17 protein-coding genes are annotated in these 18,741 nt (G+C 59.3%); 5 read left to right on the plus strand and 12 right to left on the minus strand.

Features of this window, described 5'->3' with window-relative positions:
- Positions 1-111: 111 nt before the first annotated feature.
- Entirely contained in the window at positions 112-1,848 is a 1,737-nt protein-coding gene (locus JFT66_RS04790; RefSeq protein ID WP_198858873.1) for a hydrogenase maturation protein, read from the minus strand.
- A gap of 192 nt (positions 1,849-2,040) precedes the next feature.
- On the opposite strand from JFT66_RS04790, the gene JFT66_RS04795 reads away from it, so the two are divergent.
- A complete protein-coding gene (locus JFT66_RS04795; RefSeq protein WP_034119565.1) occupies positions 2,041-2,946 on the plus strand; it encodes a LysR family transcriptional regulator in 906 nt (301 codons plus the stop codon).
- Position 2,947: 1 nt separating this feature from the next.
- Here the strand turns inward: JFT66_RS04795 and JFT66_RS04800 are convergent, their stop codons facing one another.
- From JFT66_RS04800 to JFT66_RS04840, 9 genes are all read right to left on the minus strand, one after another.
- Entirely contained in the window at positions 2,948-3,880 is a 933-nt protein-coding gene (locus JFT66_RS04800) for a cupin (RefSeq protein WP_034119564.1), read from the minus strand.
- A 129-nt stretch (positions 3,881-4,009) separates the two neighbouring features.
- On the minus strand, positions 4,010-5,500 hold the full coding sequence (locus JFT66_RS04805) for an aldehyde dehydrogenase (RefSeq protein ID WP_198858874.1): 1,491 nt from the start codon (positions 5,498-5,500) through the stop codon (positions 4,010-4,012).
- Positions 5,501-5,555: 55 nt separating this feature from the next.
- Positions 5,556-6,935 carry an APC family permease gene (locus JFT66_RS04810; protein WP_198858875.1) on the minus strand — a complete coding sequence of 460 codons (1,380 nt, stop codon included), beginning with the start codon at positions 6,933-6,935 and terminating at the stop codon, positions 5,556-5,558.
- A 160-nt stretch (positions 6,936-7,095) separates the two neighbouring features.
- Complete coding sequence (locus JFT66_RS04815; protein WP_153871989.1) at positions 7,096-8,478, minus strand: aspartate aminotransferase family protein; 1,383 nt, start codon at positions 8,476-8,478, stop codon at positions 7,096-7,098.
- A gap of 48 nt (positions 8,479-8,526) precedes the next feature.
- Positions 8,527-9,324 (minus strand): helix-turn-helix transcriptional regulator, encoded by a 798-nt coding sequence (locus JFT66_RS04820; RefSeq protein WP_198858945.1) that lies wholly within the window; start codon positions 9,322-9,324, stop codon positions 8,527-8,529.
- A gap of 143 nt (positions 9,325-9,467) precedes the next feature.
- Positions 9,468-10,799 (minus strand): LLM class flavin-dependent oxidoreductase, encoded by a 1,332-nt coding sequence (locus tag JFT66_RS04825; protein ID WP_198858876.1) that lies wholly within the window; start codon positions 10,797-10,799, stop codon positions 9,468-9,470.
- 23 nt (positions 10,800-10,822) lie between these two features.
- The gene (locus JFT66_RS04830) at positions 10,823-11,779 is read right to left on the minus strand and encodes an ABC transporter substrate-binding protein (RefSeq protein WP_198858877.1); all 957 of its coding nucleotides are present in this window, start codon (positions 11,777-11,779) and stop codon (positions 10,823-10,825) included.
- 157 nt (positions 11,780-11,936) lie between these two features.
- Entirely contained in the window at positions 11,937-13,268 is a 1,332-nt protein-coding gene (locus JFT66_RS04835; protein ID WP_198858878.1) for an ATP-binding protein, read from the minus strand.
- On the minus strand, positions 13,265-14,008 hold the full coding sequence (locus JFT66_RS04840) for a response regulator (protein ID WP_198858879.1): 744 nt from the start codon (positions 14,006-14,008) through the stop codon (positions 13,265-13,267). Before JFT66_RS04840 ends, JFT66_RS04835 begins: the two co-directional genes overlap by 4 nt.
- A gap of 129 nt (positions 14,009-14,137) precedes the next feature.
- Between JFT66_RS04840 and JFT66_RS04845 the strand changes: the two genes are divergently transcribed.
- The 3 genes from JFT66_RS04845 (at position 14,138) to JFT66_RS04855 (ending at position 16,117) form a co-directional block, all read left to right on the plus strand.
- Complete coding sequence (locus JFT66_RS04845; RefSeq protein ID WP_034119555.1) at positions 14,138-14,449, plus strand: hypothetical protein; 312 nt, start codon at positions 14,138-14,140, stop codon at positions 14,447-14,449.
- The gene (locus JFT66_RS04850; RefSeq protein WP_034119554.1) at positions 14,449-15,117 is read left to right on the plus strand and encodes a DUF3313 domain-containing protein; all 669 of its coding nucleotides are present in this window, start codon (positions 14,449-14,451) and stop codon (positions 15,115-15,117) included. The genes JFT66_RS04845 and JFT66_RS04850 overlap by 1 nt, the downstream gene beginning before the upstream one ends.
- A gap of 130 nt (positions 15,118-15,247) precedes the next feature.
- Entirely contained in the window at positions 15,248-16,117 is an 870-nt protein-coding gene (locus JFT66_RS04855; RefSeq protein ID WP_153839734.1) for an isocitrate lyase/PEP mutase family protein, read from the plus strand.
- Positions 16,118-16,217: 100 nt separating this feature from the next.
- Here the strand turns inward: JFT66_RS04855 and JFT66_RS04860 are convergent, their stop codons facing one another.
- Both JFT66_RS04860 and JFT66_RS04865 read right to left on the minus strand, forming a co-directional pair.
- Entirely contained in the window at positions 16,218-16,907 is a 690-nt protein-coding gene (locus JFT66_RS04860) for an HNH endonuclease (RefSeq protein ID WP_080752977.1), read from the minus strand.
- Entirely contained in the window at positions 16,897-18,000 is a 1,104-nt protein-coding gene (locus tag JFT66_RS04865; RefSeq protein WP_034119551.1) for an AAA family ATPase, read from the minus strand. Before JFT66_RS04865 ends, JFT66_RS04860 begins: the two co-directional genes overlap by 11 nt.
- A gap of 177 nt (positions 18,001-18,177) precedes the next feature.
- Here JFT66_RS04865 and JFT66_RS04870 point away from each other — a divergent pair, with 177 nt between their 5' ends.
- A complete protein-coding gene (locus JFT66_RS04870) occupies positions 18,178-18,558 on the plus strand; it encodes a RidA family protein (protein ID WP_034119550.1) in 381 nt (126 codons plus the stop codon).
- Positions 18,559-18,741 lie beyond the last annotated feature (183 nt).

Raw genomic sequence — 18,741 nt, forward strand, 5'->3', positions numbered from 1 at the left:
GGATAGCTCAGGTTCGACCTGAGATTGGGCTATCTGCGCAGCGTTAGGGGGTTGGGCATTATGATTAGTTCAAACTTGTTTAGGCGCAGCAGCTGTCTGCATGACGACTGATCACAGGTTCAGCACCCGGCTTTGCGACAGGACAGTCTCGTGCATCAATGCCCACGGCGCCATCAATCGCTGCGGACTTTGGCAGGTTTTGCGCTTGAACACGAAGTTGCTGCACTTCTCGGCAAACTGTTGGCGGTTGTGCACCATGTCCAGCTGCATCTGCGCCAGTTCGTGTTCGCGGCAGCGTTCAATCTCTTGAATATCCAGCGTGGCTTTACGTGTGCGTGCTGCACGGTATTTGTCATCGGTCAGCGCACATTCGGCCTGCTGTAAGAGCCACAGGCTGAACGTGTGTGGACAGCGTGGGCCGATGGCCTGAACCATCCCGTATTGCTCGGCTTGAATGGCACTGATCGGCAGGCACTCTTCGGTGAGTTTATGCGCGATTTCACTGCCAACGGCCCGTGGCAGGCTGTAGGTCCAGTATTCTGAGCCATAGAGCCCCATGGTTTTGTAATGCGGGTTGAGCACGACACCCTCCCGGGCCAATACAATGTCGGCAGCCAGCGCCAGCATCACGCCGCCTGCGCCCGCGCTGCCGGTCAGGCCGCTGACCACCAACTGCGTGGCGGTGAGCAGCTCCTGGCACACGTCGTCGATGGCCTGGATGTTGGCCCAGGCTTCCAGCCCTGGCTCTTTGGCGGCCTGGATGACGTTGAGATGCACGCCATTGGAAAAGCTGCCGCGCCCGCCCTTGATCAATAACACTTGGGTGTCTTGGGCCTTGGCCCAGCGTAATGCCGCCACAAGCCGTCGGCATTGTTCGGTGCTCATGGCGCCGTTGTAGAACTCGAAGGTCAGTTCGCCGACGTGACCGCTTTCCCGGTAGCGAATCGGTTGATAGGCGAATTCGTTGAACGTTTGCCGAGCGATCGAGCTATCCAGCACCGGCACGCCGGCCAGACTTTCAGCCAAGACATGCCGTGCCGGCAGCTTGAAGGTGCCCTCCCCTGGCTGGGCTTTGCGCTTGAGCGAGCCGATCCACAGGCTGCAATCGCCGGCCGCAACCAGCACGGCGTCGTCCTGTACCGCGAGGATTTCTCCCGGCGTGCCCTGGCGTGAATCCAGGTGTGCGTCATACAGGTAATACTGCCCGCCCTGCAGGCTTGCCAATACACCGGGCTGGCCATCGGCGGCGTCGATACTGCGTTTGATGAAGCTTGCGCAATCGAACCAACTGAAGGTGCGGTCGGCCTGGGTCATGTTCGGCTGCAAACGCCCGATAACACTGGGTTGTGTGTAGTCGAGCGGTACAGGGACGAAACCCTGGGTGAATTTTTCCACCACGTCGCGGATGCAAACGAGCGCGGCGTCACTCACCGGCCCGTTATACAACTCGGATTTACGCACATCGGCGGGCATGTCGAATTCACAGGTGGACCAGATCGGCCCGGCATCCATTTCCTCCACCGCCTGCAGGGCCGTGACACCCCAGCGGCGGGCCTGCTGGGTGATGGCCCAGTCCAGAGCACTGGCGCCACGGTCGCCGACGATGCCCGGATGGATGATCACCACCGGGCGCAGCGGGTTGCTCCACAGCTGCTGTGGCACACGGTCCTTCAGAAAGGGGCAGATCACCAGGTCGGCGCCGGAGTCCTCGATCTGCCGGCACACCGTGGCTTCATCCGTGAACACCACCACGCTGGGTTCGTGACCCGCCTGGCGCAAATCCAGCCAGGCGCGCTGGGTCAAACCGTTGAATGCCGAGGATAACAATAGGATCTTCAATGACCGCATGGTTGACTCTTCCTTGAGAATGCGCGGCCGGAGGCGCTCCTTGAGCCGTCCCTGGCCTTTGATGGAAGCTCAAGGTTATAGGGCCTGGCAACAAGGTCACCTGATCAGGATCAATCCCGCGCAAGTTGACAGTCCCAAGCAAATAACAACAACCTGCAGGCGATTTCGCCATGCCCCCTGATGAGGCTGCCCTTGGACTACTTCACCGCCCTCACCGCCTTCGTCGAAGCCGCCGAAGGCAATAACTTCTCCCGCGCCGCCGAGCGCCTGGGGATCAAGGCGTCCACGGTTTCGCGCTACGTGAAGGACCTTGAACAGGACCTGGGCATCGCATTGTTCAACCGCTCCACACGCACGCTGCACCTGACTGAAGGCGGCCAGACGTTCCTGATGCACGCGCGCAGGGTGTTGGACGAACTGGAATACGCCAAGGCGGCCACCTCTGCACTGAACCAGCAGCCTCGGGGCGTATTGAAACTCAACCTGCCGCCGGCATTTGCCCGTCATCACATCCTCCCGGCCTTGAACGATTTCCGCGTGCAGTACCCGCAAATCAGCGTGGAACTGGTGCTGGATAACGCCCAGGTCAACCTGATTCATGCCGGCGTCGACCTAGCCATTCGTATTGGCGCACTGGCCGATTCCACGCTCAAGGCACGCAAAATCAGTGACGGCCAGTACCGTGTGGTGGTCAGCCCGGCGTTCGCGATGCAGCACCCGCCGCCGTCAACGCCCACCGATCTGGGCGGTATACCTGCGGTAGTGGGTACGACGACTCCGAGTGCTATCACCTTCGTGAACGGTGACCGGGCATTACCTTTGATGCACGATGGCTGTATCCGCATAAACGATCTCGACGCGCAGCTGATTGCTGCGCACCAAGGCTTGGGCTTTGCGCTGTTGCCGGATTGGCTGGTGGCCCGCAGTATCGAGGCCGGCGAGTTAGTGGTGTGGTTGCCAGAGTGGCGCATCCGCGATGTCGAGCGGGCATTTGCCGTGTGGTTTGTCTACCCGCCCAAGCGCATCGTGTCGTCCAAGGTCAGGTGTTTTATCGACTTTATCGTCGAGCGACTGGGCGAAACACCTGACTGGAAATGACTCAACTGAAGCGAATATCCAAGGCGCGCAGATAGGTTTGCAGCCCGGCATCCTGAATCGGGATCAGGAACGCCTCGGTGTCTGACTCATTGAAGTGCGCATGCCAATACCCCGGCGGCGTGACAAAAGCCAGGCCGGGCGACCAGTCCACCCGCTGCGCATTGCGGATCTGCCCGTCCGCGTCCAACTCGGTGCCCACCAGGGAATAACACCCCACCGGGCAATCAATGATGAAATCCAGCGCAATCGACTGATGCCGGTGGGGTTTCTGCACCGATCCCGCCGGCAAAATCCCGTACATCGCCCACAGCACATGGGTCACCGTACGGGTCTGTGGAAAGTTGCGATTGCCCAGCAGGATACTAATGCGGCTGCGGTCCTGCGCACGGGGATCATCCGCGGCTTCACGCAGCTTCGCGTTGGCCAGTGCTGCGGGGTACAGCGTCGGTGCAAAGCGATCTGTGCTGCGTGTCACGCCCAGGTAACGCAACAGCGGTTCATCGTGCACATAGTAAAGACGCGCATCCTGGCTGGCGCTGAAGTGCGCCGCCTGCAAGCCTGGCAAGGCGATAAAGCAGCCCTTGGACCATTGAAGCTCATACGCTCCCTGAACCACGCTGCCCTCCCCGGCAATCACATAAAACACCTGGGACGTCGCGTTAGGTTGCAGGCTGAGGGTGTCGCCACGGTTAAGGCGCATGAAGTTCGCACACAACCCAGGCCCGGTCGCCGGGCCTTCACAGCCCAAGGCTTCGCTGAGGTCCAGCGGTACCACGCGCGAGGGGCCGCTGGCACACAGCGAGGCGGGAAAGCTGTGGTAGGGAATGCGCGAGATGAGATTGGCACTGATGGGGTTGGCCGCCTTGCTGTACTCAAAATACTCGGCGTCCAGTTGGTTGATGTCGGCCAGTGCAGGGTTGAATTCACGGTTCATCAGGCTCACCTCAGTCTTGGGCTGGATACCGCAGCGCTTTTTCGCGCTGCGCAGGTGAATGAACTATAGGCAGTGAGCGCCAGGGGATTAATCCCTGGCGCTGCACAGCAGTTGTGCGCAATGGGGCAGTTAACGCAACTGAAACCAGGTGCTTTTCAACTGCGTGTACTTATCAAACGAATGCAGCGACAGATCACGCCCAAAACCCGACTGTTTGCCGCCACCGAACGGCACCGTCACATCCAGCGCATCAATGGTGTTGACCGACACGGTACCGGCATTCAAGGCGCGAGCCACGCGGTGCGCCCGGTTCAGGTCGTCGCTCCAGACCGAGGCCGCCAGGCCGTAGACGCTGGCGTTGGCTTGCTGCACAGCCTGCTCTTCGGTGTCGAAAGCGCTCACCGCCAGTACAGGGCCAAACACTTCATCACGGGCAAGGCTCATGTCGTGGGTGACGTTGCAGAATATCGTCGGCTGGATGAAGTTTGAAGAGCCATTGATGGTCAGCTGTTCACCACCGACCAACAGCGTAGCGCCGTCGGCGCGCGCCTGGCCGATGGCTTTCATGATGTGCGCGGTTTGCCCGCTGTCGACAATCGCACCGGCGGCGCTGCCGGGGTTCAGCGGATTACCCGGCATCCAGGCATGGGATTTGTCGATCAGACGCTCGATGAACTCGTCATGGATCGAGCGTTGCACATATAGGCGCGAGTTGGCCGAGCACACTTCGCCCTGGTTGAAGAAAATCCCGAAGGCGGCCTTCTCGGCTGCCAGGTCTAGGTCCTGGCAGTCCGCAAACACCAGGTTCGGGCTCTTGCCCCCACATTCCAGCCAGACCTGCTTGAGGTTGGACTGGGCGGAATACTGCATGAAGTACTTGCCCACTTGCGTGGAGCCGGTAAACACCAGGCAATCGACATCCGGGTGCAACCCCAGGGCTTTGCCAGCGCTCTCGCCCAAGCCCGGCACCACGTTCAATACGCCCTGCGGGACACCGGCCTCAAGGGCCAGTTGCGCCAGGCGCAGTGCGGAAAATGGCGATTGTTCGGCAGGCTTGAGCACTACGCTATTGCCCGCCGCCAATGCGGGGGCCAGCTTCCAGGCGGCCATGTCCAGCGGAAAGTTCCACGGCACCACCGCCGCAATCACCCCCAATGCTTCGCGGGTAATAGTCGCCAATGCATTGGCCGCAGTCGGTGCGACTTGATCGTAGATTTTGTCCAGGGCTTCGCCGTACCACGCAAAGACGTGCGCAGCACCAGGGACGTCGACGTTATAAGCGTCCATTACCGGCTTGCCCATGTTCAGTGAGTCCAGCAGCGCCAGCTCTTCGCGGTGGGACATCAACAGTTCGGAGAGCTTGAGCAGGATTTTCTTGCGCTCGCCCGGTGGCATGCGCCGCCAAGGGCCGTGGTCGAAGGCGCGGCGCGCGGAACACACCGCCAGGTCGACCTCGGCCTCACCGCAGGCGGCGACATGCGCCAGCAGTTGGTTGGTCGCCGGATTAATCGCATCGAAGGTCGCCCCGGACAACGCACTGACCGGCTGGCCGTCAATCAAAGCCGTGTTGATGAAGGTTTGGCCGGCAGCGCGTTGCTGCCAGTAGTCGAGGTTGAACATGCTGTACTCCTGATTGAACCGAGGTGTGTCAGTTGCCAAATTGGGTAGAATTTTCTTATTCGGCGATCTGCAACTCCGGCATCCCCACCCGAAACCCACGCGTGACGCAGAACAAACAAACCAGCCCCAGCCCCATCCAGCACAAGCCAATGGCGAACGACATGCCAGACAAACTCGTCCACAACCACAGAGTGCTGAGAAACCCCAGGCCCGGCAGTACGGCGTAAAGCAGATAGTTGCGAGTACCGCGCAGCTTCTGGTCACCCAGGTAATGCTTGATCACCGCCAGATTCACCGCCGAAAACGCAAACAGCGCGCCAAAGCTGATCATGTTGGCCACCGTGTCCAACGTGATAAACAGGGCAATCAGCGAGAACAGGCTGACCAGCAGGATCGCGTTGGCCGGCACACGTTTGTTTGTCACCAGCTTGCCGAGCCTCCTGGGCAGTGCGCCGTCGCGCCCCATCGCAAACAGCACGCGGGAAACACTGGCCTGGGAGACCATCGCCGACGCGAAACACCCGGCCACGTAAGTCGCGGTAAATGCACTCACCAGCAGTTCACCACCGACGCGCCGCATCACATCTACCGACGCCGAGTCAGGGTCAGCGAAGCTGTTCCATTCCGGAAACACCATCTGGGCGCAATACGAAACCACCAGGAACAACAGCCCGCCGATCAACGACACCGCCATGATCGCCAACGGGATAGTGCGTCGCGGGTTGGGCGTCTCTTCGGCCATGGTCGACACCGCATCAAAGCCCAGGAACGACAGGCACAGCACCGCCGCGCCGGTCATGATCAGCGGCATGCTGAAGCCTTCATGGTGGAACGGTTTGAGCAACGAGACCGGCTCGGCCTGCCCGCTCAGGTTGTGGATCGATAACGCCACGAACACCACGATGAACACCAGTTGCGCGACGATAAGCACCCAATTGACCCGAGTGATGGACTCGATGCCCACCAGGTTGAGGGCCGTCACCAGGGCAATCGAGCCCAGCACCCACACGGCGGTCGGCACGCCGGGAAAGTATTCGGACAGGTAGATGCCAATCAGCAAGTAGCTGAGCAGCGGCAAGAAGATGTAGTCCAGCAGCAAGGTCCAGCCGGCGATAAAGCCAAAACAGGCACCAAACGCTTTGCGCGTATAGGTGTAGACCGAGCCTGAATAAGGGTGCGCCTGGACCATGCGCCCATAGCTGTAGGCGGTCAGCAGCATGGCCGCCAGGGTCAACAGGTAAGCGGTGGGCAGGTGCCCCTTGGTCATCTGGGTCACCAGCCCGTAGGTGGTGAACACCGCCAGCGGCACCATGTAGGCCAGGCCGAACAGCACCAGCCCGACCAGGCCCAGGGGTTGTCGAAAGCGGCGCGGTGAAGAGCCTTGGGGTGGGACTTGAGGGGCGGGAGTATCGGCTGCGTTTGTTATTGTATTCATTGCTGACTCCTGGGAATTGGAATGCAGGGCGCCGCGGCGTTCGATGAAATCGACACCGTTAATGAGTCATCCATTGGGAGCGGTGGGCCGTCCGTTATCCGGCGCCCACCCTGTTCAATCGACCGGCATGCAGGGCGATAGAGCGATGTCGCTCAGCCCTTCACAGCTTTCCCGCGATCCGTGCGGTGTGGTCCACCGCGATGCGGGTCTTGTCGACCAACTCGTCAAGCTCCGCGCGGCTGGCTACCAGGGCCGGCGCCATGATCATGCGGCCCAGGGTCGAGCGAATGATCACGCCTTGCTCAAAACCAAAGGTGCGGCATTGCCAGGCCAGGTCATTTTCATTGGCAAAGCGTTTGCGCGTGCCCTTGTCCTCGGCGAACTGCAAGGCCGCCAGCATGCCGGTGCCTTGGATCTCGCCAATCAACGGGTGGTTGCCGAAGGCTTCGTGCAGGATCTTCTGCAAGTACGGCCCGGTGTCTTCCTTCACCTGGCGCACGATCCCTTCATCCCGCAGGGCCTTGAGGTTGGCCAAGGCCACCGCCGCCGCGACCGGGTGCCCGGAATACGTCAGGCCATGGGCGAAGACCCCGCCCCGCTCCACCAGCGCCTCGGCCATGCGCTTGCTCAAAACCAGGCCGCCCATGGGCAGGTAACCAGAGGTCAAGCCCTTGGCGATCGACAGGGTGTCGGGTTCAAAACCAAAATACTGGTGGGCAAACCACTCGCCGGTGCGGCCAAAGCCACCAATCACTTCATCGGCGCACAGCAGCACATCGTATTGACGGCAGATGCGCTGAATTTCCGGCCAGTAGCTTTCGGGCGGGAAAATCATGCCGCCGGCGCCCTGGAAGGGTTCGGCGATAAAGCCGGCGACGTTTTCCGCGCCCAGTTCCAGGATCTTCTCTTCCAGTTGCAAGGCGCAGCGGCGACCGAATTCGGCCGGCGTCAACTCACCGCCCTGGGCGTACCAATAGGGCTCATCAATGTGCGCGACGTCCGGGATCAAGCCGCCCATCTCATGCATGAACTTCATGCCGCCCAAGGCTGACGCCGCCAGGGTGGAGCCGTGATAGCCGTTCCAGCGGCCGATCATGATTTTCTTCTGCGGCTTGCCGAGCACTTGCCAGTAGCGGCGCACGGTACGGATCAACACCTCGTTGGCTTCGGAGCCTGAGTTGGTGTAGATCACGTGGCTGTAGTGCCCTGGCAAGAGGCTGAACAGCAACTCGGACAGCTCGATCACCGCCGGATGGGTGGTGTGAAAGAACATGTTGTAGTACGCCAACTGATCCATCTGCGCTGCCGCGGCAGCGGTCAAGTCCTTGCGACCGTAACCGAGCTGGGTGCACCACAGGCCCGACATGCCGTCCAGGTAGCGCTTGCCTTCGCTGTCCCACAGGTACAGCCCCTCACCGCGGACCATCACGCGCGGGCCTTCGGCGTTAAGCGCCTTTTGATCCACAAAGGCGTGGATGTGGTGGGCCGCGTCAGACTTCTGATAGTCCTGCGTCTGCCGTTTCGGTTCGAAGGGTAAGTTCATGGCGTGTTCTCTTGTTGTGGGTAGTCATGCAGGGGCCAGCAGCCCGGCTCAGCGGTTCTTGCTCATGTAGCTTTCAAGCGGGTCTTTGCTCAGCCCGCCCTGGGCTTCGGCCAACGAATCGATGAACAGCGAAAACAGTTCCGATTGCGTGCCGATGTCGAGCTTGCTGTAGATGTGCTTACGGTGGGATTTGATGGTGTCTTCGGAGACCCCCAGGCGCTCGGCCAGTGAGCGCGTAGAGTGGCCCCGCAGGATCAACTGGGCGATCCGGCATTCGCGCTCGGTCAGCAGCGACGAGCCAAAATTGTTGAGCGCCGAATGAATACGCTGCTCCAGCAGGCTTTCAAAGCGTGCGCCCTGTGCGTCCAGGCCGACAAAGTGCTTGGCCAGCACCGCCAGCACCCAGGGTGCTATGCGCTTGAACTGTTGGCTGGTGGCCGCGTCGAGCTTTTGCGTGAAGGCCAGCGACACCGCCAGGATCAGGCCCTTGCTCGCCTGCAGGATGTAGTTGAGCTCATCCTCCAGGTGCGAATGCCGGTAGAACGACTGGTAGTACTCGCTGTGCTCAAAGTGATCGGGGGCTACGTCAGCGAGGTCGTAGCAGCCGGAAACAGCGCCTTCTACACAGGCACCGTAGAACGGATCGAGTAAGTAGAACCCCGACAGGTACTGGCGCACATTGCCTTGTGGCAGCCATGGTCCGTCGAGTTCGAACAAGGCGCTGGGCATGCCGTCGTGGGGGTACAGGTACAGGGTGGTGGCCTGGATGGGCCAGATACACCCCAGGGCCTCGAACAACGTGGCGGCAAACCCCGCGTGCCCGATACTCTCGGTGACCCGGGCCATCTGTTCGAACCACTGGGCTGAAGAAAGCCGATCATTTTCCACTTCGAAGACTCGCCGTCAGAACGGTTGGGTGCGGCACCCTGTCACTGGCGCCCGGGACTGAAGTGATAGTCCCACACCTGCAGAGTCATCGAAATCACCCGTTAGGGTGACGGCGCGCGCCTGAACCTGGGAACCGCCAACCCCAAACTTTCGCGCAGGGTCGAGCCTTCATACGCCGTGCGGTAAACGCCGCGCTCTTGCAGCAACGGAATGACTTCCCGGGTGAATCGATCAAATTGCCCAGGGTGCCCGATGTAGATATTGAACCCATCCACGGCCCGCGCCTCGAGCCAGTCGGCCATTTTCTGCGCGATGGTGGCGGCGCTGCCAACGAAGGCACCTGGGCGCAGTTGCCGGCCAAACTCGACGGCCTCGCGCAGGGTGAAGCCTTTGTCCCGCGCCTGGTCGGCGATACGTTTGGCGGCGGTGAAAAAGCTGCTGCGCGCCGCCTCCAGGCTCTCTTGAGGGAATGGCGCATCGAGGTCGTATTGGCTGAAATCATGCCAGCCAAAATTACGCCCAAACTCCTTCAATGCCAGGTCAAAACTATGGTCAATTTGATGGTAGTGCTGCTCGATGTCCCGGGCGTGTGCATCGGTGTCGCCGACGTAGATTTCCGCACCGGGCATGATCAATAGCTGCTCTGGATCGCGCCCCTGTTGCAGCGCCCTGCCCTTGATATCCCGGTAAAACGCCTGGCCCTGATCGATGCTCGCCGCATGGGTGAAGATGACGTCCGCCGTGGCAGCACCCAGGTCGCGGCCCTGCTCCGAGTCACCAGCCTGGAAGATCACCGGTTGGCCCTGGGGTGAGCGCTGGATATTCAGCGGGCCGACCACGGAAAAATGCTCGCCCTGGTGATTCAGGCTGTGCAGCTTGCTCGGGTCAAGAAACTGGCCGGTGGCACGGTCGCGCACAAAGGCCTCTTCTTCGTAGGAGTTCCACAAGCCCTGCACCACCTGCACGTGTTCGGCGGCGCGGCCATAGCGGGTGGCATAGTCATAGTGTTCGTCACGGCTGTAATTGCCCGCAGTGCCGGCATCGCCGCTGGTGACCACGTTCCAGCCGGCGCGGCCTTTGCTGATCAGGTCCAGGGACGCCAGGCGCCGTGCGACGTTATAAGGCGAGTTGTAGGAGGTGGTCAGCGTACCGACCAGGCCGATATGCCGGGTGCTCATAGCCAGCGCCGATAACAGCGTCAGCGGCTCCAGGCGGTTGAGGTAATGGGACGGCGAGCCTTCGGTGATGAATTGGCTGTCGACGATAAACATCAGGTCGAACAGCGCGGCCTCGGCCTGGCGTGCAATGTCGATGTACCAGTCGACGTTGACACTGGCATCGGCCGGCAATTGCGGGTCGAGCCACAGGTTATGCCGGCCCGGCCCGCCGCAGCCCATGGTCAGGGCGCCCAGTTTGAGCTGTCTTTTAGTCATTGCGCAGGCATTCCTTGAAGCGTTCAGGGCTGGGTCTTGGCGACGGTAGGCTGCAAGGACGCCGCGAATGAAGGGTCGAACAACGTGGCGGCCGAGTAGGACTTGACCAGGCCCTGGCTGGCGAAAAACTCCACGGTCTTTTGCGCCTCCACCGGCGACTGGGCCGTCAGTGGCTCGACGGTGGTGCGCGCGCGGGCAAACCAGGCGCGGGCGATGTCGGCATCGGCACGGGTGCGCTTGGCCCAGGCGTCGGCATATGCATTGGCGTTGTCCGGGTTTTGACGGGCCCAGTCACGGGCCTTTTTCAGGCGCTGGAGAAAGTCGCTGATAGGCCCGCGCTTGGCCTCGACGGCACTGGCGTTGGCGGCAATGAAACTCTGGGCCGGGATCAACCCCTCAGCGGTTGCCAGCACCCGTGCACCTTGGCGTTCCTGTTGTGTGACGTAGGGTTCCCAGGTGGCGATGACGTCCACCGAACCGCCTTCCAGCGCATGGGAGGCGTCCAGCGCGCTGAGATAACGCCACTCCAGCGAATCCCGAGCAACCCCGGCTTTATCCAGTGCGGTCAGCAACAGCTGCTGGCTCCAGGAGCCTTTCCAGATCGCGGCGCGCTTGCCCGTCAGATCGGCCAGGCTGTGGATCGGCGAATCCTTTTTCACCAGGATGGCCACGCCTTCGAGATTTTGCCGGCTGACCGCGATCACCTTGATCGGCGCGCCCAATGCGCCCAGAAACAACACCGGAGCATCACCGAGCAGGCCAATATCCAGGCTGCCGACGTTGAGCGCTTCGGCGACGGGTGAACCGGCGGTGAATTGCTTCCACTCCAGTGTGTAGGGCAGATCATCCAGCACCCCCGCCGCTTCCATCACGGCTTGGGCGTTGTAGCTCTGGTCGCCGACCACCAGGGTTTGCGCCTGCGCCGTCAGGCACAGCAAGGCGGCGGCCAACCCGGCCGCCAGTGTTGTCAGGTAACGCACGTTCGTCTCCAGATGCCTTGAGAGGCACTTCAAGTCGATCCGCGCGTGCGGTCTCGGCAATGTTCGTAAGGATCGATACGATAAGGTTCTAAGGGCAACCTTCAAAATACCAATAATGCATAACGTAATGCATTAATAATGCGCGCCCTGCATCACGCTATCGAGGCAACTCGACCCGTGCCACCAGCCCCGAGCTACCCACGCGGTTGCTCAAGGTCAGCTCGCCACCCTGCTCTCGCACAATGGCCCGCGCCGCTGAGAGCCCCAGCCCCACGCCGCCGGTAGCGCGGTTGCGCGAGGTTTCGAGGCGAAAGAAGGGATCGAAAACGCGCTCAAGGTCAGCTTCAGGAATCCCCGGGCCTTCATCGCTGACTTCGATGCAGATTCGGTGGTCGTCACCGTTGAGCCTGATGCTGGGGTGGCGAGCATACTTGGCGGCGTTTTCCAGCAGGTTGACGATCACCCGTTTAAGCCCCAGTGGGCGGCCGTGATAGACCAGGTGGGATGGGCCGCTGAAATCGACTGCAAGGTGCTGGTCACGGTAGTCATCGATGATGGTTTGCAGCAATTCAGACAGATCGAATGCGGTGCTCTGCTCCAGCACGGTATCGTCGCGAAAGAACGCCAGTGCGGCGTTGATCATCGCCTGCATTTCCTCGACATCGCGAATCAGCTTGTGCTGATGGTCCAGGTCTTCCATGAACTCGCAGCGCAGGCGTATCCGCGTTAACGGCGCGCGCAGGTCGTGAGAAATCGCCGCGAGCATATGGGTGCGTTCGCCGATAAAGTGCTGGATCTGCGCCTGCATGGTGTTGAAGGCGATGATGGCCTGGCGTATTTCGTCAGGGCCTTCAATGCCGATGGGCGGTGCGCGCAGATCGCCGCCGAAGCGCCGGGCGGCGCTGGCGAAACGCTGCAACGGCTGGGCCAACTGCCGGGTAGCGAACCAGGCGACCAGCAAGGTCGCGATCAGCCCCAAGGTGATGATCACCGCGATCCGCGTGGGTGCGTTCAGGCCCCAACTGCGTTCCGGGGGGATGAATGACAACCAGCTGCCATCCAGCAGTTGGACCAGGGCAACATAGTGCGCTTCGGCGCTGCCAGGGGGCCAATCGCCTGGGTTGTACACCTGGATATTTCGCTGCGCCCCAAACAATGCCTGCAACTGCGGCACGTTGCGGGTTTGGAAAAAGCTGCCGCCGGCGGGCAGGTCGAAATCCGCCGGCTCGGCACTCCACGCCACATGCAGCCCGGCATCGCTGGCCGCTGCGGCCAGGTGCGGGCGCAACGCCGCAGGCGCGGCCTCGATCACTTTCGACGTCGCGGCCATCTGCTCCAGCAACCCCGTGCGGTCGATGGGCGGGCGCGCCCATACCCCGGCGACCTGCACGAACAAGGCATTGAGGGCCAGTGAAGCGAGCATTGCGGCGAGGATGGTCAGGGCGATTCGCCGGTTCAAGGTGTCGCGGCGCAACAGGCTGCGGATCATGAACGGCTGACCTGGGCGGTGAACATATAGCCTCCATTGCGTACGGTGCGGATCAGGTCCGGGCGCTTGCAATCGGGCTCGATCTTGCGCCGCAGCCTACTGACCTGCACATCGATGCTGCGGTCGAACGCGTCGTGGCCCTCGCCGCGGGTCAGGTCGATCAATTGGTCGCGGGTGAGGATGCGCTGGGGGTGTTCAAGAAACACCACCAGCAAGTCGAACTCGCCACCTGACAGCGGAATCATCACGCCTTCAGGAGAGCGCAGCTCGCGGCAGGTGATATCCAGATGCCAACCGGCGAAGGCCATCACCGGCCGTGAGCGTTCGCTGGCGGCGCTGACCAACTGCCCCGCACGTCGCTGCACGGCGCGCAGGCGGGCCAGCAACTCACGTGGGGCGAACGGCTTGGTCAGGTAGTCGTCAGCGCCCAGTTCCAGGCCGACAATGCGATCACTCAACTCGCCCATGGCCGTGAGCATGATGATGGGAATGCCTATCTGCGCCCGTACTTTCTGGCACAGGCTGAGGCCACCTTCGCCGGGCAGCATGAGGTCAAGGATGATGGTGTCCGGCCGCTGCTGTGCGATAGCCGCCCACATGGCCGTACCGTCCACAGCCACATCGACTTCATAGGCGTGCTGGACGAAGAACTTCTTCAGCAATGCCAGAATTTCCACATCGTCATCGACGATCAGCAGTCTGCTCACGTTGACAGGTCCCCAAGCCAAAAAGGCAGCCATCTAAAACCATTCCGGCGCCCAGGTCATTTATTTCAATCGAGCAACATTCCTGCGCCAGCGACACAACCCGGACATCTTCGGGAAAACCCGCTCGGGCATCCTGCACGCCTTCCATCCAAGGAGACGTCCATGAAGGTTTCGAGCAGCAGGTACACCGAGCAGGCCCACGAGGCCACGCGGCCATTGGTGCTGAGCCAGCGCACGTCATCACCCGCGCAAGACAGCCCTGTGTTGTTTCAGGAGTCGTGCCTGGGCCTGACCGCGGATCAGGACCGCATTGTGCTGCGCCGCTACTTCGAACATTACAGCCCCGATGCCGGGCGCTGGGTCGAGTACGCCCATTCCATTTCCACCGCTGAGCTTGTGCACTGGATCATGACCCATGGCCAGTTGCACATCGAATGCTCCCACGACACCCCGGACGAAAAGGTAGCCCATTGATGACCCGCAAACGCTCACTGCCACTATTGATAGCGGCCACCCTGAGCCTGTCGGCCTGCAGCAGTAACACCGTCGAGCCCGAACGATATACCGGGTTTCTTCACGATTACAGCTTGCTCAAGGAGCAACAGAGCCCTTCGGGCGAGACTGTACTGAGTTGGGTCAGCCCGGCCTTGAAGCGCGGCCGCTACAAGCAGGTCTACCTGGCGCCCAGCCAGTTCTACCCTGCCGTTGAGCCGAGCGCCCGGATTCCACAAAGCACACTCTCCCACGTCACCGGGTACTACGACCTGGTACTGAGGTCGGAACTGGGCAAAGTCGTGTATCTGGCCGCAAAGCCGGGGCCCGACATCCTGACGGTGCGGCCTGCAATCACCCGCATCGCCACCAGCACCCAGGGGCTGCGCCTCTATGAGTGGCTGCCGATCACCTTGGTTGCCGCAGGCGTGAGCACCGCCACCGGCATCCGCGACCAGGACAGTGAAATCGCTACGGAGCTGTCCCTGGAAGATGGTTCGACCGGCGATGTCGTGGCCGCCATGGTGCGCAAGGGCACTGGCATTCCCCTGGACAACGACAAGCAAGTCATGGCCGCCGACAACGTCAAGGAAGTGCTCGACGGCTGGGCCCGCGACCTCGGCACGTCTTACCGTGCGATCGCTCAGTAGCGATGATCCATGGGCTGACGCACACGCCCTGCTCAAACGTCATAATCACCTGGACCTCTGCGTGGTAATCTCACGGCACCACGAATAGACATTGATCGTCACTTGACGATGACCAAAGCCAGGAAAGAACATGCCCAAGATTTCTCACTCAGCGCTACGCCGCAACTTCCGTGACCTGCTTGCAACGCCCATCTGCGTTGAAACCGCTTCCGTGTTCGACCCCATGTCTGCCCGCATCGCGGCCGACCTGGGTTTTGAAGTCGGGATCTTGGGCGGTTCAGTCGCTTCCCTGCAGGTACTGGCAGCCCCTGATTTTGCGTTGATTACCCTGAGTGAGTTCGTTGAGCAGGCTACCCGCATCGGCCGTGTTGCCCAGTTGCCGTTCATTGCCGACGCCGACCACGGCTACGGCAACGCCCTGAACGTGATGCGTACCGTCGAAGAACTGGAGCGTGCCGGCGTCGCCGCGCTGACCATTGAAGACACGCTCCTGCCCGCGCAATTCGGGCGTAAATCCACTGACCTGATTTCCGTCGAAGAAGGCATCGGCAAGGTCAAGGCTGCCCTCGAGGCGCGGGTCGACCCTGAGCTGTCGATCATTGCCCGCACCAATGCGGGGGTGCTGCCCACCGCCGACGTGATTGCGCGCACCAAGGCCTATGAAAAGGCTGGCGCCGATGGGATCTGCATGGTCGGCGTCAAAGACTTCGACCACCTGGAACAGATCGCGGAAAACCTCACGGTGCCGCTGATGCTGGTGACCTATGGCAACCCGCAACTGCACGACAGCGAGCGTCTGGCCAGCCTGGGCGTGCGCATTGTGGTAGCCGGGCATGGCGCCTACTTCGCCGCGATCAAGGCCACTTACGACAGCCTGCGTGCCCAACGCCAGCTCACCCATAGCACTTCGAACCTCAGTGCGACGGAGTTGACCCACACCTACACATTGCCTGAGAGCTATGTGGCGTGGGCGGAAGAGTTCATGGATGTAAAAGAGTAATGGCGCACAGGTGCTGATGCGCGTCATCAGCATCTGGCACACTCCGTCTATGCGTGAGCTAAGTGGCTTCTGAAAGAGGTCGTCCACCTGAGCAAAAAATTTATATATTATCAGCCAGCCGCTTCAACGCTGAAAATGCGTTTTCATAACCCGGTTTCCCATTCAGAAATTCACCCAGCTTTTTCACGGCTCCGGCGACAACAGGGTTTACTTGCTCTTTTACGCCATAAATCGATACATCTTTTAAGTGCTCAACGCACAATCTGTCGCCGATGACACTACGAGACTTGAATACACGCACATAAATATGATTTGTTTGAAATAGGATAAAGTCAATGTGATCATTATAATCATGTACTGACGGATGAAAACAATCAAACACATTAGCAGTGTAATCTGCACTTAAGGCAGCCACCCTAAAATAATCCTTGTCACTTTTCAAGGCGTTGCACGTAACACATGCAAGAGCCAGGTTGCTGTACTCAAATGCAAACATGGGGTAACGTGCGATAGGTAAAATATGCTCAATATTTGAATTTTTTCGATGATAAATTTTATCCCGGCAATAGCAGCAAAGAGACATTTGCTTAGCTTGTAAATGCTCGGACAAAGCCTTATGTATGTACGCCCCTTTTGGCTCGTTATAAAACTTTCCCCATACCGCCTTTCTGGGTGGAAATACCTTTCGGCATGCAGCGTGATACCTTAGTATCAACCGCCAGGCCGCAAACCTATTGCTTCTCTGCGTTTTGTATAACCCCCCCAAAAAAGCAGACACATCATGCGTCATAAGATAGACTCACCTTTGAATGTCTATTCAAGATTTCCGCAATGGCTCCTTCAAACTCTAGCGCAGCATTATCAACTTCTAATCGGCTCGCATCTGTTGCGGAAACTTTGCGCATGTGTTGACTCAAACGTGCAGCCTGATCTTTTATATCGGCCTTTGAATAAGCTCGATCGTTGACGTGATCAATAGCCATGCCCAGAATACGCGCAAACGACTCAAATAAAGCTTTATTTTTTGGCGTGTAAGTATGAAATTCTTTCAGCATAAGCGCTTCAACGTTAATCTCATCTTTAGTGATAACTCTTAGCGCCTTGTACTTCTCCATATTAAAACATGCCCCTCCTTCCAATATCGCACTTGAAATTAATACTGGAGAGTGCGTGGCGACGATCAAGCGGCAATTATTCGCGCAGGCGATTACGTCATGTATAAGTGCTGGCCATGCAAGCTGCCATTCCACATGAAGACTTATTTCAGGCTCATCCAAAATGAATACAACATCATTCTTTATTTGTGAAGTAATCTTCAGAACAGTGGAAATTATATTTTGCTCTCCGGAGCTTAGGCCTGAGAAAGCAATGGTGCCGCCATCCTTGCCAATTACGAGTTCAAAAGGTCGCGCCGGATCGTCAAAAATAGACGAGAACTTTTCAACAAACTCATGATTAAGAACTGAGGATGAAAAGCCTGCCGCTTTGAAACTCTTGCGTTTGGTTGCACGAGGCTCTATATAGAGAACAGGGTCGAATCCCAGTCGCTCTAGAAACTCAAGAAGAACAACTGAACCGCCATTAGCCAAGGATTTTACGTAATGCAAAACTGCATTCGCCGACAGTGCGGTTAAATGGCTTGCGTTTCCAACGGTACGACTTCCTAGATAGGTATAGCTCCCTTGCTTTTCACGCCGGGTAGTTTTCCCGAACCGAAACCTATCAGTGAGCCCGTAGGAAATAACTACCACATCATGGCTAGCGGACAGATACTTTGCGTTGAATTCAAGCATTCTACTTTTACCCACACCGTTATTGCCGATAACGTAGGTAAACTTATTTGTTACATCTACAAGAGGGAATGTAGCGTCTGAGATGTCCATATCCAAGGAGTCCGATCATGAGCGGAGAAAAAGTGGCATTATGCCACGCTTTAATAGCGCTGATATCTCAAATTTTCCTAAACTTCAGACCATAGCAATTTTCTGACTCAGGAGATTTAATATCGTCCTACGCTGGCCGTTGGCCGGCCTGTTCCACTTTCAGATATGAGGTCCCTCATGGCCAACCACGACCTGTCCTACACCCCCGACCCGGATGCCGACTCCATCTCCTCCGATGTGATCGGCTTCAACGGCATCCTGGTCTCCACCCAAGTGCCAACCCGCGCCGACGGCAGCCTGGAGCTGGGGGATATCACCCTGCAAAGCGAGTGCACCCTGCAAGCGCTGAAAGTCGCGCTGGAGAAAGCCGGCAGCTCCATGGACCGGGTCATGCACCTGACCATTTACCTCACCGACATGGCTGATCGTGCGGTGTTCAACGAGGTCTATAAGCGCTTCTTCGCCAAGCCATGGCCGGTGCGGGCTGCGGTGGGGGTTGCGGCGTTGGCGGTGGAAGGTATGCGGGTTGAAGTGACGGCTATGGCTGCCAAGGCTTGAATCTGTGGTGGCCTCAGGGCTGACGAGGATGTTGGTTTTCAGACCGGGTACATATCCATTGCTGCGGTAACGGCCGCTTAGGGTTCCGCTCTTAAAGCGGCTCACTTTTGAACAGCGCAAAAGTAAGCAAAACGCTCTTGCCCCACCACTCGGCACCTCGCCTAGGCTCGGTGTGCCCGTAAT

This window comes from Pseudomonas sp. MF6755 (assembly GCF_016405635.1).
Taxonomy (GTDB): Bacteria; Pseudomonadota; Gammaproteobacteria; order Pseudomonadales; family Pseudomonadaceae; genus Aquipseudomonas; species Aquipseudomonas haemolytica.

What these genes read in the sequence shown, in the direction of transcription:
- JFT66_RS04790 (WP_198858873.1), bottom strand. Translation starts at nt 1,848, where the DNA reads ATGCGGTCATTGAAGATCCTATTGTTATCCTCGGCATTCAACGGTTTG.
- JFT66_RS04800 (WP_034119564.1), bottom strand. Translation starts at nt 3,880, where the DNA reads ATGAACCGTGAATTCAACCCTGCACTGGCCGACATCAACCAACTGGAC.
- JFT66_RS04805 (WP_198858874.1), bottom strand. Translation starts at nt 5,500, where the DNA reads ATGTTCAACCTCGACTACTGGCAGCAACGCGCTGCCGGCCAAACCTTC.
- JFT66_RS04810 (WP_198858875.1), bottom strand. Translation starts at nt 6,935, where the DNA reads ATGAATACAATAACAAACGCAGCCGATACTCCCGCCCCTCAAGTCCCA.
- JFT66_RS04815 (WP_153871989.1), bottom strand. Translation starts at nt 8,478, where the DNA reads ATGAACTTACCCTTCGAACCGAAACGGCAGACGCAGGACTATCAGAAG.
- JFT66_RS04820 (WP_198858945.1), bottom strand. Translation starts at nt 9,324, where the DNA reads ATGGCCCGGGTCACCGAGAGTATCGGGCACGCGGGGTTTGCCGCCACG.
- JFT66_RS04825 (WP_198858876.1), bottom strand. Translation starts at nt 10,799, where the DNA reads ATGACTAAAAGACAGCTCAAACTGGGCGCCCTGACCATGGGCTGCGGC.
- JFT66_RS04835 (WP_198858878.1), bottom strand. Translation starts at nt 13,268, where the DNA reads ATGATCCGCAGCCTGTTGCGCCGCGACACCTTGAACCGGCGAATCGCC.
- JFT66_RS04840 (WP_198858879.1), bottom strand. Translation starts at nt 14,008, where the DNA reads ATGGCTGCCTTTTTGGCTTGGGGACCTGTCAACGTGAGCAGACTGCTG.
- JFT66_RS04845 (WP_034119555.1), top strand. Translation starts at nt 14,138, where the DNA reads ATGAAGGTTTCGAGCAGCAGGTACACCGAGCAGGCCCACGAGGCCACG.
- JFT66_RS04850 (WP_034119554.1), top strand. Translation starts at nt 14,449, where the DNA reads ATGACCCGCAAACGCTCACTGCCACTATTGATAGCGGCCACCCTGAGC.
- JFT66_RS04855 (WP_153839734.1), top strand. Translation starts at nt 15,248, where the DNA reads ATGCCCAAGATTTCTCACTCAGCGCTACGCCGCAACTTCCGTGACCTG.
- JFT66_RS04860 (WP_080752977.1), bottom strand. Translation starts at nt 16,907, where the DNA reads ATGACGCATGATGTGTCTGCTTTTTTGGGGGGGTTATACAAAACGCAG.
- JFT66_RS04865 (WP_034119551.1), bottom strand. Translation starts at nt 18,000, where the DNA reads ATGGACATCTCAGACGCTACATTCCCTCTTGTAGATGTAACAAATAAG.
- JFT66_RS04870 (WP_034119550.1), top strand. Translation starts at nt 18,178, where the DNA reads ATGGCCAACCACGACCTGTCCTACACCCCCGACCCGGATGCCGACTCC.